The organism is Shewanella sp. 1CM18E, assembly GCF_023161665.1.
GTDB lineage: Bacteria > Pseudomonadota > Gammaproteobacteria > Enterobacterales > Shewanellaceae > Shewanella.
In genome coordinates, this window is sequence record NZ_JALNTW010000022.1 from 45,065 (window position 1) to 61,803 (window position 16,739).

Sequence of the window (16,739 nt, forward strand, 5' to 3'; positions counted from 1 at the left end):
TTGAGCGCGTTACTTGGCATTTTACAGTTTTGTCGCTGGCTTACTTTAGCAGCGATATTTCTGATCGCGTTACTTGCGCCCAAACCAGTATCACAAGGCACATCAATAAACGAACCTGTTAATGACGCTAATCTAAAAACACTTACGCCATTAGCTATCACAGAGAGCGACTCTGCAACGCCGACTATTGTTAACGACACCCCATCTGAAAATCCGCTAAATCGCCAACAAAAAGCCATCGTAAAAACTGTCATTCAACCAGAACAAGTATCGCAAGTTTCACCGGCTCAGATAACGCAACTAAGGCCTGATAAAGCAATGTTGCCGCAGCGAAGCAGCAATAAGGATTCTGCGGTAACAATGACGACAGCAGGTCAATCCATCGTTGATGAACCTGTTGATGGCAATCTTGAAATTGCCTCAGAAAATTATTTAGCGAAACAAAGCAGTATTAAAAGTTTACCAACAGCTGCGCCACTGCAACCTAACCCACATAATAATCAAAAAGCGGCTGAAACTACTTTCTCTGAAGTTCCTCAAATGCCAGTGTTGCCGGTTAACTCTGTGGCGCTATCTCAGACAGAACTGAATGCTTGTGAGCATCAGCTAGCTATTCCTTATACAAATCAGATGGCTGACGAAGCATTATTTCTGGTAACTCAGCTTTTTTATGCAGATATGTTGTTAAGTAATGAAATGTTCGCTTATCAAGATAATAGCCGGATTTATTTACCTTTAGAGTTTATTGTTGAGCAGTTATTGCTACCTTTGCAAATCGATATCGATACTCTGTCGGCACATGGCTGGTTTGTAGACGAGTCGCAAACGATACAAATAGGTCAGCAGTTGATGCTGTTTTGGAATCAAGGGCTAGATTGCAGCGCAACATCATCGGTGATTTATCATGACAGTTGGGATCTTTATATCGAGACTAAAGTATTGCAGCAGCTATTTGGTATTGAGATTAACTTTGATTCAGCGAGGCAAAAGTTTGAAATTGCCGCTTCGGAGAATATTCCGCTTAGCCAATTAATTGAAAGACAGAAAAAATACCAGTTATTCAATGCACAGAAAAATAGCGCAGATGAGCGAACTGTACGAGCTGTTAATAAAGAATATGCCGTTGTTGGTGATTTAGCACTGAATGTTGATCTAGGCGTAAGAACCCAATCGCTCAATGATGTGGCTAAAACTGAATTAGACAGTTATATTCAGGCAAGGACTGATCTATTTGGCCACAACAGTTATGCGGCATATTCTCAAACAGAAAGCGGAGCAACCTTTAATGGCTACCTTGAGAGAGTTATCCAAGATCAATGGATTAATTTCTACCGTTTAGGTGATGTCGATTCCCACAGCCTATCTTTGGTGTCTTCTTCAACTCGAGGTGCAGGCTTTACAGTTAGCGCTGGCAGTGAGTTTACGGCAGATCTACGTACCATAGTTGTTGATGGTGAGTTGGAGCCAGGCTGGGATGTAGAACTTTATCGTAATAATACTCTAATTGGCGTACAACGCGTGCAATCTGATGGACTGTATCGATTTATTGAAGTGCCATATTATATTGGTTTAAACCAGTATCAATTGCGTTTTTATGGGCCTAACGGTGAAAGTCGCGTCGAATCTTTTAGCAAACTACTTGATAGCTCAGTACTCGAAAAAGGAAGCATTGGAGTTAATGTTGGCGGTATTGCACGCGAACAAGATGACTTAAAACAGTATTATGCAGATATAAACTGGGCAGCAAGAGAAGACATGACCCTTGGCTTAGCTTTAGTTCAACAACAAGATGAATTAAAGCAATGGCAATTTTTACCGCGTTTATCGGTTAATTATGTTGGTGATGCTCAGTTAATCCAGCTGAATTATGTTCAAAGCGAACAAGGCTACGCTACGAGTGCTGCAATTCAAGGCAGCCAAAGTGATATCGATTGGCAAGCTGAGTGGCAAAAGTATAGTAATTATTCAACCTGGGATAATGTTGGCGGTCGGATCAAGCAAGAAGCATTTACCAGTTTAAGCGGTTCTTTTGCTGATCTAGGATTGAATTGGGGACTAAATGGCCGTTGGCAGGCGCTTAATTTTGGTAGCGACAATGCACAAGCAAACTTCCTACTTTCAGGTCAACTGTACTCTTTATCACTAAGTAACGAACTTCGCTGGTCTAGTTTAAATAAGCTTGATAGTTGGAGCGACAGAATTGCAATTTCAGGCAGGTTAAACGATTGGCAAGTACGCAGTTATGTTGACGTAGAGATATCCCCAGAATTGACTTTAAACCAATGGGTATCAAATCTAAATACTGCTATTAATGACGATGCTAATTATCAAGTTGAACTGCGTTATCAACCTAATAGTGACACTGAGTTTAGTATACGAAACTCCATTGCTTATTTTTTCGACTTTGGCAGTTTGCGACTGGATATTGATAATGCATCCAATGGCGATTGGTTCGCACAAATGAAGTGGAATAGCGCAGTATTATGGGATACAGAGCAAGATCGCTGGCTTATCGATAGAATGAGCTATATCAATACAGGAACGGTGAAAATCATCGCTTTTCAAGATGATAACGCAAATGGTGAATTTGAAGCGGAAGAACAACCAATATCTGGACTTAGATTCTCTGGGCATAGTCAATCAAATAAACAAACCGATCAAAACGGCGAGCTACTTGTTACTCAACTACAAACCAATAGGCAGCAAAAGTTAACCTTGAATGAAAATAGTTTGGCCGATCCATTTTTACTGCCAGCGGCACATATCATTAGTGTTAACCCGCACCCTGGACATATTCAACCTATCTTGTTTCCTGTTATGTATACCGCTGAACTCGAAGGAGAGGTGGTTTGGCAAGAAAGCGGTTTAGCAGCAACAGGAAAATTGTTAGAGCTGCAATCAACAAATAGCGATATGACTTACCAAGCGCGGGTTGAATATGATGGAGTATTCATCTTTGATCAAATTCTTCCAGGTGACTACCAACTCTTTTTAGACAATGAGCCTATTCGCAGCGTGAAGTTAATGCCTGGCGAGTTTTTGCAGTTGCCGCAGTTGGGGATTAACGATTAATGGCGAAACTGGCTTTAGCTTGAGAAATTCAGGTTTTATTGCTTTATTTTTTGGCAGCTATGGGGACTTCAAGATTTTTTGAACAGATATAAGCAGCGCTAGAAATATCGTGGTATGCAACTATAGTTAACAAACTCCTCCTATGAACTGTTGAGAAAATCATATGCAGCGACTATTTGGTTTGGCAACAGCAATTGCTCATGCTCATTTTAATTTAGTACTGCCAGTGTCTATTGAGCAAGCTAAGCCCTTGGAAATGGGTGAGATCTATAATATCCCGCAAGGAGTTTGTGAAGTGACAGACACAGGTTATAAGGGGAATGCTTGTGCAGGCAGCAACTATTCGTTAGGCAAGCTAATTGTTAATGGCAATAGTTCACAGCAGGTGCAGATCAAGGTTAATAGCGCCGAAAATAATGAAGTAAAGTTTAAGCCGATTCTGCCCAACGGACAGCAGTCAATATCGATCTTATTGTCTACGGCTACAACTGAGCTTTATATAGGAGGAGAACTTTCAATTACTAAAAATGCAACCGAAGGTATCAAAAGCATTCATTATACGATTGAAGTTAACTATCAGTAATCTTGTATTAGCGGCACTTAATCGTTAGTAACAAGTTACAACAAGACCTAGCTTTCTCTATGGTCTCTCTTTTCAAACTAGTCACTATAATTTATAGAACATATGATTTTTTGTGCGATTTCGACTTAATATTAACTTTGTCCACATCTTGATTTTTCGCGCAACATTTTTTCACATTTACGTGATGCGGCCCACCTTTTCGCTTAACCCACGCTTACCGCTACGCTAATTTTGCTTATAAAAACATGAGCAACATCTAACAATTTGAACTTCACTAGCTGTCTTTACTAAATTTACCAAGTTAAAAGTGTGACCCGGATCACACTTCTTTAGTTTGGTTTGGTTAATAAAAGGTTGCGCCAGTTTTAGTTAAAAGAACTAATAATTTAAACAAATATAGTTTTTACCACTGGCCCGTGATGTTAATCACACTGCTTGATTGTTTGCTTGTTATGTTGATTTTCCTTTTGTTTACCTTTTATTAACCATTGCGGGTAAATGGTTAATAAATTGCTCGATTGACGCTTGAAAGGTGAAATTGCAGTATCGATACCAACGTCAGGAATAACAAATGACGTATATAAAAATAATTAGGTTAGGGAGTACAACATAATGAACAGACCATCTAAATTGGCCTCTGCAATCAAGTTTGGCTTGATTGCTTCGGTTTCAACCACTGCATTTGCAACATCTAGCATAGCCTTAGCTGAAGAAGCGGGTGCAGATGTAGAACGCATCGCTGTCACCGGCTCCCGTATCCAACGTCAAGATATGGAAACAGCATCTCCAGTAACCGTTATTGGCGCTGAAGAAATTCGTGCTGAAGGTTTTACTACTGTTGATGAGTTACTTCAAGCACAAACGTCTATGGGCGGTAAAGCTGTTGGTTCAAGCACTAACAACGGCGCGGACGGTGTAGCGCAAGTTGATCTACGTGGTATGGGTTCACAACGTACACTAGTACTATTGAACGGCCGTCGTATGGTTAACTCAGGTTCTGGCGCAAACAGTTCTGTGGATCTTAACTCAATCCCAGTAGCAATGATTGCTCGAGTAGAAATTCTAAAAGATGGTGCTTCTGCAGTATATGGCTCTGATGCTATTGCTGGTGTAGTAAACATTATCACTAAGAAAGATTTCGAAGGCTTCCAAGTTGACGTTCAAGGCGGCATGACCGATAAGAGCGATGGCGAAAATGGTGAGATCAGCGCGTTATACGGTTTTAACACCGATACCGGTAACTACACATTTGGTGCTGCATACTCTGAGCGTAAAGGTGTTATTCAGTCTGATCGTGACTGGACTGATCCAGGTAACAGCTCATTCATTCCAAACGGTTCTTTGGGCGGTAAAGTTAAAGATGAGAATGGCAATTGGGTAGACCGTGAAGAAGGTTATGACTTTACTCAAGATAGCTTCTACCAGACACCAAGTAAGCGTTACAGCCTATTCGCTAACATGACGCAAGAGCTAGGTGATGACATCGTAATGACTGGTGACATCCTATATACCAAGCGTAAGTCTAACCAGCAGTTAGCACCACAACCAGCTAACATCATGCTAGATGTTTGTGCGCCTGGTGATGATCCAATGACATGTCTAGAGCTTGATCAAGACATGATCGATGCGGGTATTACTCCTGATAAGAACGACCAAGTTAACTACAGAAAGCGTATGAATGACGTGGGTCCACGTATTTATAACCAGGACACTGATACATGGCGTATTTCTGCAGGCCTTGAAGGTTCACTAGACATCAATACGGGTATGAACTGGGATGCTTCATACACTTACGGTAATAACAAAGCTAAGACTGGCGTAGAAAACTCTATTAACGCGAACTTGATGGCTGATGCTATCTATGCTGACCAAGATCCTTGGTTAACTGGCCAGCCAATGACGGATCAAGATGTACTGAACAGCGTTTCTTATGATGAGCAAGCTGACGGTGGTAACGAGCAGCATGTATTCTCAGCTGGTCTAAATGGTGAGTTATTTGATCTAGACGCAGGTGCTGTAGCATTCGCAATCGGTGCAGAGTATCGCTACGAGAGCGGTTATTACAATCCGGATCCAATTGTTGTTGCTGGTGAAAGTACTGCTGCGCAGCAAGATCCAACTGATGGTAGCTACAATGTTATCTCAATATTCCAAGAAGTTAGCGTACCATTTACTGATAAGCTAACCGGTGAATTTGCACTACGCTTTGATGATTACTCAACATTTGGTAATGCATCAACCTGGAAGATTGGTCTTACTTACGAAGCAACTGATGACTTAATGCTGCGTACAGTAGCTGCAACAGGTTTCCGTGCGCCAAGCGTAAGCGAACTATATGGCGGTAACTCAGGTTCTTACGACTACCTAGTTGATCCATGGGGTAACGAAAAAGACCCACAGATCCTAGTAAACCGTACTTCTGATGAAGATCTTAAGCCAGAAGAGTCTGAGTCATACACTGCTGGTTTAGTTTATTCGCCAAGTTATGTAGATGGTATGTCGCTAACTGTTGATTACTGGCGCTTTAAAGTGAAGAACGCAATTACGCGTCTTGACACGCAAGCTGGTATCGATGCGTGTTATGCAGGTGACGCATCAGCTTGTGAAACATTCAACATTGGTGCAGATGGTGATTTGTCTAACTTGACCAACTCACTAACTAACGTTGGTTTCCAAGATACAAGCGGTATTGACTTCAACTTAGCCTATAACTTTGAGGCATTGAGCCTAGACTGGACCGTAAGCAACGATACAACTTACTTGTTGAACTTCGAGCAAGACGGTAAAGATTACACAGGTACAATCGATGGTAATTTCGGTGCTTACGCAGAAGTTCGTAACAACTTCAGCATCAAAGCGGGTCAAGATGACTGGACTGTAATGTACTTCAACCGTTATATCGGTGAAATGGATGACCTAGCAACAGGTGATAAGGTAGATTCTGTTCTTTACCACAACCTATCAGCATCTTACTTCATCAACGATGCTTGGATGCTAAGCGCTGGTGTTAAGAACTTTACTGATGAAGAGCCATCAAAAGTTTCTAACGGTAGTGACGGCGGTACAGTACCAGAAGTTTACGATGTAATTGGTCGTACATACTTCGCTGGTGTAACCATGAAGTTCTAAATAGCATTAGCTATTTAACCTAAAGAAAAAGCGCCGTAAGGCGCTTTTTTATTGGCAAAAAGAGAAGGTAAAAAATTAACCTAAACCTTTCTCCGCAGAACTCATCTGAATAAATTCAATTTTATAACCATCAGGATCTTCAACAAAAGCGATTTCAGTACTGCCGCCAGCGACTGGACCTGCAGGACGAATAACTTTACCACCGGCCGCGGTAATCGCTTCACAACGTGCGTAGATATCTTCTTCGCCAATTGCGATATGACCAAAAGCATTGCCATGATCGTAGCTCTCAGTGCCCCAGTTGTATGTAAGCTCAATTACAGCGCTTCCTGTAGACTCCTCATCATAGCCAACAAAGGCTAATGTGTACTTATATTCGCTGTTTTCACTTTGTCTAAGCAGCTTCATGCCTAAAACTTGCGTATAAAATTCAATACTGCGCTCAAGATTGCCAACGCGGAGCATGGTATGTAGTAGTTGTGCCATGTTAGATTTCCAACAAGTAGGGGAATAGTTGAGCCGAAGTATATCGAAATTCTCATTGATAGACACACTTTGTAAAAATTGAGCCAGATCAATTTCTTTAGTCAGTGCATGGATCACAAAATCTCTAAATTACTCTGAGAAAGTCCCATATTTCTTATACTATTAGTTAAGTATTTAAAGGAGAGCACTATGCAAACTGAACTAAAAATGTCACTCGGTCTTACTGCTGTGATTGCTGCGTTTTTAACTGTTTTCTTTATTTGTATGTACTAAAGCTATTTTGTTAGGTCGTGGTATAAGTGAGAGTTTTACTTATCGAATGGCGTAACCGCAAGATAGTTAATAGCATAGAGATACAAAAAAAGCCGCAAATAGCGGCTTTTTTGTTTTTAGACTGAGGCGTGGTAAGAGAACTAATCTTCCGGGTAAACCTTATCTTTAAACTCGCATAAATCCTCAATGATACAGCTACCGCATCTAGGCTTACGAGCTATGCAAGTATAGCGTCCGTGTAAAATAAGCCAGTGATGAACATCGACTTTAAACTCTGCTGGCACCACTTTAAGCAGTTTGTTTTCTACTTCAACCACGTTTTTACCCATAGCAAACTTAGTACGATTAGATACTCGGTCGATATGGGTGTCTACGGCGATTGTAGGCCAGCCAAAAGCGGTATTAAGTACCACATTAGCCGTTTTTCTACCAACGCCTGGCAGAGCTTCTAATGCTTCTCTGTTTTCTGGTACTTCGCCATCGTATTTTTCAACGAGGATTTCACAGGCTTTTACCACATTGATCGCTTTATTGTTATATAAACCGATAGTCTTAATATATTGCTTTAATCCTTCAACACCTAAGTCGGCAATCGCCTGAGCGGTATTCGCCACTGGGAATAATTTATCAGTGGCTTTATTCACGCTGACATCGGTCGCTTGAGCGGATAATGTTACGGCAACGAGCAATTCAAATGGACTAGAGAAATTTAGCTCTGTTTCTGGATGAGGATTATTTTCCCTAAGCCTTTCTAAAATTAAGCGGCGTTTTTCTGCGTTCATTTTTCACTCTCGTGTTTTTATTATTCACTTGCACTGACGTTGATTTAATTAACCTTAGTGATGCGCGCGCGAGTAGGGGCTTCTAATTCAACTTTAGGTTGCTTATTTGCCAAGTACTGGTCAATTACGTTCTTAAGAGCGATTAACAGACCCATACCAATAAATGCACCAGGTGGCAGCATGGCTAATAAAAAGCTGGTATCCACTTGCCAGATTTGAATTGTCAGCGATTTAGCCCAATCTCCCAATAGCTGATCAGCGCCATAAAATAAGGTGCCTTGGCCCAATATTTCACGACTTGCACCAAGTACGCAAAGTACTAAGGTAAAGCCTACTCCCATCATTAAACCATCAAATGCAGATTTAACCACGTTATTACGTGAGGCATAGGCTTCGGCGCGACCAATGATCACACAGTTAGTCACAATCAGAGGTAAGAAGATCCCCAATGATAGATAAAGTCCGTAAGCATAAGCGTTGATTAGCAATTGCACTGTGGTTACTAGCGCAGCAATGATCATTACAAACACCGGAATACGAATTTCTTTAGGTACAAAATCACGTACTAAAGAGACTAGAATATTTGAGCCAATGAGTACCAGCATGGTTGCTAACCCAAGGCCTAATGCATTGGTTAGGGTAGCTGTAACCGCAAGTAGTGGACATAAGCCTAATAGCTGTACTAAGCCAGGGTTATTTTTCCATAATCCTTGCTTGGCAACTTCTTTAAAATCACTCATTTCCTACCTCACAATTTGCAGGTGCAGACAGTAATGTGGCTTTATTAGCATTAAAATACTGAACGGCTTTTTTGACGGCTTTTACATAAGCTCGAGGGGTGATTGTTGCGCCAGTAAATTGGTCAATCTCACCGCCATCTTTTTTAACGTTCCAACGCTTATCTTTATCTGACAGTAATAATAATCCATCAAATGACTTAACCCAGTCAGACTTTCTCAGCTCAATTTTATCGCCAAGGCCAGGAGTTTCTTGGTGAGAAAGGGTACGTACCCCTAACACTTCGCCTTCGTGACTAATGCCAATAATGACTTTGATATTGCCGTTATACCCATCAGGAGCAATGGCTTCAACGGCAATGGCTACACCTTTACCATTCATTGTAGCGATATAAGCTGGCAGAGTGTCCTCTGTACCTAAAAACTCTGCTGAGGTTAAGCCAATACAGTGACTGGTTAATTCATTGTCATGGATTTCATCAGGAATGATCTGATGTAACACTCGAGCAAGCTCTTGCTGTTCTTGTTGCTTAATTTTGTCATAGGTAAATTGATTGACGATTGCAACTAGCCCGGTACAAAGCAGTGCGAATAAACCAAGTAATAAACCGTTTTTCAACATGGATTTTTTCAAAATAAAGTCTCTTTATCCTAATTACCGGTTCTATGACCATATGTACGGGGTTTAACGTAGTAGTCGATAAACGGTGCGCAAAGATTAGCAAGTAACACTGCAAATGCAAAAGCGTCAGGGTAGCCACCAAAAGTACGGATAACGTAAACCAATACACCTATTAGCGCGCCAAAAATTAATCTACCGCGAATGCTGGTTGCCGCTGTAACAGGGTCTGTTGCAATAAAAAACGCGGCAATCATGGTTGCACCGGAAAATAACTGAACGAGCGGCCCAACATGCGTATCAGGGCTGAGTAAGTAACCAAAGCTGCTACAGATAAACAGTGAGCCTATGATCCCTGCGCTGATATGCCAGCGAATAACCTTTAGTTTCAACATTACTAGGCCACCAACAAGGTAGGCCATATTTACCCAAAACCAACCGACACCGAAGCCGTCTGAGAATATCGGCTTACTTAGACTTTCGGTCATGGTTAAACCTAGTGCTAAGTCAGTTTTAACAGTATCAAGTGGGGTTGCCATTGCTAACCCGTCAAAACCTAGCTTGTATTGGTTTAGTTGCTCTGCAGACATAGACCCAAATATAGCTTGCAGCGTCAGACTGATATCCATCGGATTTTGCGCAATAACAGTTGGTATTGACCAACTGGTCATTTGCACTGGGAAGGAGATCAACAGCATTACATAAGCAGCCATTGCTGGATTAAAGATGTTTTGTCCTAAACCACCGTAAAGCTGTTTAACCAGTACGATAGCAAACAAGGTTCCGATTACAACTAACCACCATGGGGCGATTGGCGGTATGGCTACCGCTAGCAGTATTGCCGTTAACACTGCACTGTTATCGCTAATTGTTGGCATAATTGCGCGCTTACGCAGTGCTAATACTGCAGCTTCGGCTGCAAGGGCAACCGTGACAGCAAGCAGTATTTGCACTAACACGCCAATACCAAAGAAATAGCTTTGAGCTGCGATCCCGGGAACTGCGCACATAATGACGCGGCGCATAACTGTTTGTGTTTGAAGTTTTACCTTCAAATGTGGTGACGAGGCTAACTTAAACGCCATTATTTATTCCTTTTCCTGCAGTTTTGCCTGTGCTTTCTTTGCTTTTGCTTTAGCAATAGTGGCAGCAATACGGGCTTTCTTTTGCTGCTCAGCAGTTAACATTGGAGCTGACTCTTCAACTAATGAAACAGATGCATCTACTGAACTTTCAGCATTAGTGCTTTCTTTAGCATTAACGCTATCAATGTTGCTCACTGTTTCTTGCTTGATTTCAGGCATTGCAGCTTCTATGGGCTCACTTACAGTTTCAGACTCGGTTGCTATATCTGTATCTTGAGTAGATTGCTTAGCCTTTTCAGCAAGTTTTTTAGCTTTAGCACGAGCAACAGCTGCGGCAACTTTTGCTTTTTTATCATCAGCTGGCGAAGCCTCATCGGCCGGCACTGTGTCAGCTTCAGGTTTAGCAAGTTCATCGTCAGGCTTTACTGGGTGTCCTGCTTTAGCCGCATCCTTTTTGGCTTTAGCACGGGCAATAGCTGCAGCGATTTTCGCCTTTTTGTCATCAGCAACCGAAGCTGTATCAGCAGTTGCAGCATCAGCTTTAGCAATAGCATCATTTGGTGTTGCAGTATTTCCTGCTTTAGCCACATCCTTTTTAGCTTTAGCACGGGCAATAGCCGCGGCAACTTTTGCTTTTTTATCATCCGCTGCAGGAGCTGTATTGGCTGAAACTGCATCAGTTTTAGATTGACCACTAGTGTTAGCAGTATTATCGACTTTTGCTGCATCTTTTTTGGCTTTAGCACGCGCAATCGCTGCTGCTACCTGGGCTTTTTTATCATTTGCATCTGCTGGAGCTGACTCCTTGGTTGCTGCTGGCTCTGAGGTAGGAGATGCTGCGCCGGCCTTTTTAGCCTTAGCACGGGCAAGCGCTGCTGCAATCTGCGCTTTTTTATCTGCAATGTCACTACTTGGTGCAGGCTCAGTGCCAGCCTCAGCAGCTTTTTTAGCTTTAATTCTTGCCATCGCTTCGGCAACGGCATTCTTATCACCGCTAGACATGCTGCCTTTACGTCGCTCAGCAGCTTCTTTAGCTTTAGCTTCACGGGCAAGTTTTTCATCTTCAAGACGTTTTAAACGAGCCTCGAAGCGCAATTTTGCGAAATCGGCTTGGCGCTTTTCTTCTGCTTGAGTACGTATAGCTGACTTAGCAATACGGTAATATTCCACTAATGGAATATCGCTTGGGCAAACATAACTACAACAGCCGCACTCGATGCAGTCGTGTAAGTTAAAGCTAGCGGCTTTGTCATATTCTTCGGCTTTTGAGTGCCAAAATAGCTGTTGTGGTAGCAATAGTGCAGGGCAGGCCACGGCGCATTCACCACAACGGATACACGGCTTTTCAGCCACAGAATCAGCGATTTCAGAGTTATCAGGTAACAATAAGCAGTTGGTACCTTTTAACACCGGCGCGGAAATATCAGGTAACGAGTGCCCCATCATTGGGCCACCGATAATGATTTTATCGTTTGCTACGCTGCCGTTGAAACCTAAGGTATCAAGAATGTGCTTCACTGGTGTGCCAATTGGCACCCAATAGTTGCCTGGAGTTTGGCTATTTAGGCCTGTAACTGTGACAACGCGCTGGGTAAGTGCTTGCCCATTTGCTACTGCATCGTTAATTGCGTAAGCGGTTGCGACGTTTTGCACTAACATACCAAGCTGGGCGGGTATTGCCCCCGATGGTACTTCTTGACCTGTTAAGATCTGGATAAGTTGTTTTTCCCCACCAGACGGATACTTGGTCGGTACGGCTGTAATGCGAGTCGTTCCGTTAGCCAAAGTACTGCTATTGAGTGCATGTTGCATCGCGTCTATTGCTTCAGGCTTATTATCTTCAATAGCAATAATAATGCGTTTAGGTGAAATTAAGCGTTGGATAATGGCAACACCCGCTAAGATCTCATCACTATGCTCACGCATTAAGCGGTCATCAGAAGTGATATAAGGCTCACACTCAATACCATTGATGATAACTAGCTCGATTTCACTCGCTGGGCTTAGCTTAATGTGTGTCGGAAACGCTGCGCCACCAAGACCTGCAATACCTGCTTGCTGAATAATTTTAAGAATTTCTTGGTTTGAAAGCTCTGCTTGATGACTATCATTTTTAATGGCTTCGTCAAGCCCATCAGCTTCAATAATACAGCTTAATACTTCGATACCGGATGCATGATTGCTCGGCATAGGCTTAATCGCCGTTACAGTGCCAGAGGTCGGAGCATGCACAGGACAATAGGCAAAACTGGTTCCGCTGGTTAACGATTGGCCTTTTAATACTCGCTGATTAACTTCAACAGCCAGTAAAGCGCTATCGCCGACTTGAGTTAGCGGCAGCACAAATTGCTTAGCAAGTGGCAACTGGCCAATAGCAGTTTGGTTTGATAATGATTTTAGCTCTGGAGGATGTACACCGCCGTGTGCACGCCACAGCGTTCCTTTATCAATTTGCTCTAATAAAGTTAACACGGCGTATCCTCTTGCAACTGTTTAACTGGAATAGCATTAAGTTGCCAATCCCAAGTTTTAGTGGTTTGTTCTACAGGCAACATATCAATACAATCGACAGGGCAGGGAGCAACACATAAATCGCAACCTGTACAATAATCAGTGATCACTGTGTGCATGAGTTTGCCCGAGCCTAAAATGGCATCCACTGGGCAAGCTTGAATGCATTTAGTACAGCCAATACATTCATCTTCACGGATGTAAGCAACCTTTTTAACTTGAACTTCTTCAGTTGCATTAAGTGGTTCAGGATCAACCCCCATTAGATCGGCAAGTTTTTCCATTGTGGCCGTGCCGCCTGGAGGGCATTTGTTGATTTTATCACCGTTAGCGATTGCTTCAGCGTATGGGCGACAGCCGGGGTAACCGCATTGTCCACATTGGGTTTGTGGCAGTAATGCTTCAACTTGATCTGTGAGTGGATTACCTTCGACTTTAAATTTTTCTGCTGCGAAACCGAGTAAAACCCCGAATACGAGAGCGAGTATTGTCAGGACGACAATAGCAATAACAATACCTGACATGATTATTTAACCAATCCTGTGAATCCCATAAAGGCAAGTGACATTAGCCCGGCTGTAACCATAGCAATTGCGCCACCTTTAAACGGTGTTGGCACATCTGCTGCTGCCAAACGCTCACGCATTGCAGAAAAAAGAACTAATACTAATGAGAAGCCAACTGCCGCACCGAAGCCAAAGATTGCCGACTCAATAAAACCGTGTTTTTCGTTGATGTTAAGTAATGCCACACCAAGTACTGCGCAGTTAGTCGTGATTAGTGGTAAGTAGATCCCGAGCGCGCGATGTAGTGAAGCACTGGTTTTTTGAACCAGCATTTCAGTAAATTGCACTACAACGGCAATAACCAGAATGAAACTCATGGTGCGCAGGTAGCCGAGATCGAAAGGCAACAATAGATATTGATTGACTAAATAGCTAAGAATGGACGCTAGTGTCAATACAAAGGTTGTTGCCATTGACATGCCAATAGCAGATTCGAGCTTGCTCGATACGCCCATAAATGGACAAAGACCGAGAAATTTTACTAGTACGAAGTTATTGACGAGCACAGTGCCAATCAATAAAAGGAGATATTCACTCATCTCTATTCAATTTTTTAGACAGAATTGACCCTATTATCGGCTTTTCCTTAGGTATTAACAACACATAGAAAGCATGGATAAAAGGTTTGCTTTATAAATGAGCAGTGTTAAGCGCTATTTTTGGCTTTATCGTCCAATAATAATGCAGTTGGCTTAGCGATATAAAAGCCTTGTAAGCCATCGATAAGCATCTGTTCCATGATGAGTTTATCTTCCTGATTTTCAACGCCAGTTGCTATCACTCGAATGGCTAGCTTGCGGGCGATATCGATAATCATTTTGACGAAAAAGCGGTTTTGTGGATCCGAGCTAATACCTTGGGTATAGCTATGATCGAGTTTAATAAAGTCCGGGCGAACTTCTTTGAAGAATTTAAATGAGGTAAAGCCTAAACCAAAGCGCTCAATAGAAACTCGTGAACCTACGCTATGTAACTCATTAATAAAGTGATAAGTGGCACTAAGGTTTGATTGCATGCCCGACTCGTTAACTTCAAAAACCAACCGGGCTGCAATATGGCGTTGTTGAATTAAAATGTTTTTCAGCCAAGTAACAAACGGCTTTTTGGTTGCAGAGGCCGCGCTGATATTAATGCCAATAAGCCCAGAAATGCTCGGTGATTGCAGTAATATTTGGATAGCGTTGAGTACAATCAGTTTATCAATTTCTTCACTCATTCCGTGGCGTTCTGCCATGGCGATAACGGTGGTAGTAGGGAACAGCTTACCCTCGTTATTGTAAAATCGAGACAAAAGCTCACGGTATGATTCGACATCGTTACGGCAAGGGCGAATCGGCTGCACGTAGAATTTTACGGCTTTGCGTCTAATTAAATCACTGATCGCCACTTTCCAGCGACTTTCGCCAAATAATTCATCACCGGTAAGTTTTTCTTGTACGTGATAACTATTAGGCCCTAATGTTTGCGCAATGCTGACGGCAGTATCCGCAAGGGTCATTAATGAAACAGCATCCGTATCTTGCGAATAAGGAACTAAACCTATATGGGCAATTGACGCCGTGCCAACTTGTTGTTGGTACTCGTTAAAGCCGGTTTTTATTTGACTGGCAATTTGTGTAGATTGTTTAAGGTTGATATTGGGCAATACAACGGCAAAATCCGCAGTGGAAATACGGTAAAACAAGGCCTGGGAACAATCTTTAAAAGCCGTTCTCAGCTCATTGGCTATGCGTGATAAATAGTCATCACCACCTTCACGGCCAACCATTTGATTGATAGTGCCAAGCTCGGTGGCTTTTATGATGAACAGATTACCCACTTCGTCTTGATTTGGCTTACAAATTTCATCTAGCTTTTCGGTAAAACGGGCCCTAGTACCAAAACCTGTTACAGGATCTTGAAATGCAGTTTTACTGAGCTTGTCATTATCTTCTTGTAACTGATTGATTTTTAGCTTTAGTGTTTGCTGGCTTTTCTCAAGCGAGGTAGCGATAACGCGGTAATCACTTTTTAGGCGAGAAAGCTTAATTGCATCAAAAGAGAGATTCGCGAGATCTTCGATTTTGCTGGCGATATAACTAAGATTGCTTTTTTGGCGGCGAGTTAGCCATGCGTAACTGAGGCTGATGAGTAAGAAACTGCCCCAAATAATGATTAATTGCTGTTGAAATAGATTGCTTGATTTGATGAGTATCGATTGATTAGAAAGTTTGACTTGAAGTCGACCAGAGGCCAAAACGTGTGTTTCTGCAATATTGCTGCTAAAAACCGATGCAAGCAGTGATGGTGCATTGGCCTGTAAGGTGCCGCGAGTGTAATTATTATTACTATCTGTGGCATCGATATATTGAAAAAACTGGAAATCAACTTCAGGCTTCATTAAAGCAAACAGTTCAATGCCTTTACCTTGCCATTGCTCTTGCTTGCTGATCTCTGCCACATAGTTTTCAAGCAAGTTTTTGTTTTGCTTGTCCAAGTTTTGTTTCTCCTGCTGAAAACTCAACACAGTGAGTGCAGAAAAAATTAACAGTAGCAGTAATTGAAATAACTTGGATGTAGGCATAAGAATCCGTTCAATGCAAAGTACTCTACCAAAGAGTAGATCAAAACTAATTGGCAGCATTATAAACAGATTTAAGCGCTGAATGTAACTTGTTTGTTGTGGTGATTTTGTATGGAAAACGTGAAGAGGGTAAAGCGATGAATTAGGTTGGCTCCCCAGACTGGACTCGAACCAGTGACATACGGATTAACAGTCCGCCGTTCTACCAACTGAACTACAGGGGAATCGATACACCTATATACTAGCAGTGTTACGTTAAAGTGGCTCCCCAGACTGGACTTGAACCAGTGACATACGGATTAACAGTCCGCCGTTCTACCGACTGAACTACAG

General features: G+C 42.2%; 12 protein-coding genes and 1 tRNA gene. 3 read left to right on the plus strand and 10 right to left on the minus strand.

Translation table 11 applies throughout. The features are described 5' to 3' along the window. The 3 genes from MSG37_RS19745 to MSG37_RS19755 all read left to right on the plus strand — a co-directional run bounded on the left by MSG37_RS19745 (position 1) and on the right by MSG37_RS19755 (position 6,784). A complete protein-coding gene (locus tag MSG37_RS19745) occupies positions 1–3,072 on the plus strand; it encodes a carboxypeptidase regulatory-like domain-containing protein (RefSeq protein WP_248472381.1) in 3,072 nt (1,023 codons plus the stop codon). Between the two features lie 163 nt (positions 3,073–3,235). Further along, complete coding sequence (locus MSG37_RS19750) at positions 3,236–3,655, plus strand: DUF4402 domain-containing protein (protein WP_248472382.1); 420 nt, start codon at positions 3,236–3,238, stop codon at positions 3,653–3,655. A gap of 612 nt (positions 3,656–4,267) precedes the next feature. Then, entirely contained in the window at positions 4,268–6,784 is a 2,517-nt protein-coding gene (locus tag MSG37_RS19755; protein ID WP_248472383.1) for a TonB-dependent receptor, read from the plus strand. A 75-nt stretch (positions 6,785–6,859) separates the two neighbouring features. On the opposite strand, the gene gloA is transcribed toward MSG37_RS19755, so the two are convergent. From gloA to MSG37_RS19805, 10 genes are all read right to left on the minus strand, one after another. Continuing rightward, the gene (gene gloA, locus MSG37_RS19760; protein ID WP_248472384.1) at positions 6,860–7,270 is read right to left on the minus strand and encodes a lactoylglutathione lyase; all 411 of its coding nucleotides are present in this window, start codon (positions 7,268–7,270) and stop codon (positions 6,860–6,862) included. 413 nt (positions 7,271–7,683) lie between these two features. Then, on the minus strand, positions 7,684–8,325 hold the full coding sequence (gene nth / locus MSG37_RS19765; RefSeq protein ID WP_248472385.1) for an endonuclease III: 642 nt from the start codon (positions 8,323–8,325) through the stop codon (positions 7,684–7,686). A 44-nt stretch (positions 8,326–8,369) separates the two neighbouring features. Then, complete coding sequence (locus MSG37_RS19770) at positions 8,370–9,065, minus strand: electron transport complex subunit E (protein ID WP_248472386.1); 696 nt, start codon at positions 9,063–9,065, stop codon at positions 8,370–8,372. Next, on the minus strand, positions 9,058–9,696 hold the full coding sequence (gene rsxG, locus MSG37_RS19775; protein ID WP_248472387.1) for an electron transport complex subunit RsxG: 639 nt from the start codon (positions 9,694–9,696) through the stop codon (positions 9,058–9,060). The genes MSG37_RS19770 and rsxG overlap by 8 nt, the downstream gene beginning before the upstream one ends. A gap of 17 nt (positions 9,697–9,713) precedes the next feature. Further along, positions 9,714–10,766, minus strand: a complete 1,053-nt coding sequence (rsxD, locus tag MSG37_RS19780; protein ID WP_248472388.1) for an electron transport complex subunit RsxD — start codon at positions 10,764–10,766, stop codon at positions 9,714–9,716. Between the two features lie 3 nt (positions 10,767–10,769). After that, positions 10,770–13,238, minus strand: coding sequence for an electron transport complex subunit RsxC (gene rsxC, locus MSG37_RS19785; RefSeq protein WP_248472389.1), 2,469 nt, complete (start codon positions 13,236–13,238; stop codon positions 10,770–10,772). After that, positions 13,232–13,801, minus strand: a complete 570-nt coding sequence (gene rsxB / locus MSG37_RS19790; protein WP_248472390.1) for an electron transport complex subunit RsxB — start codon at positions 13,799–13,801, stop codon at positions 13,232–13,234. The genes rsxC and rsxB overlap by 7 nt, the downstream gene beginning before the upstream one ends. Positions 13,802–13,803: 2 nt before the next feature. Continuing rightward, entirely contained in the window at positions 13,804–14,382 is a 579-nt protein-coding gene (gene rsxA, locus MSG37_RS19795) for an electron transport complex subunit RsxA (protein ID WP_012277028.1), read from the minus strand. Positions 14,383–14,489: 107 nt separating this feature from the next. Next, complete coding sequence (locus MSG37_RS19800) at positions 14,490–16,406, minus strand: GGDEF domain-containing protein (RefSeq protein ID WP_248472391.1); 1,917 nt, start codon at positions 16,404–16,406, stop codon at positions 14,490–14,492. A gap of 148 nt (positions 16,407–16,554) precedes the next feature. Continuing rightward, a tRNA-Asn gene (locus MSG37_RS19805) sits at positions 16,555–16,630 on the minus strand. Positions 16,631–16,739: the final 109 nt, after the last annotated feature.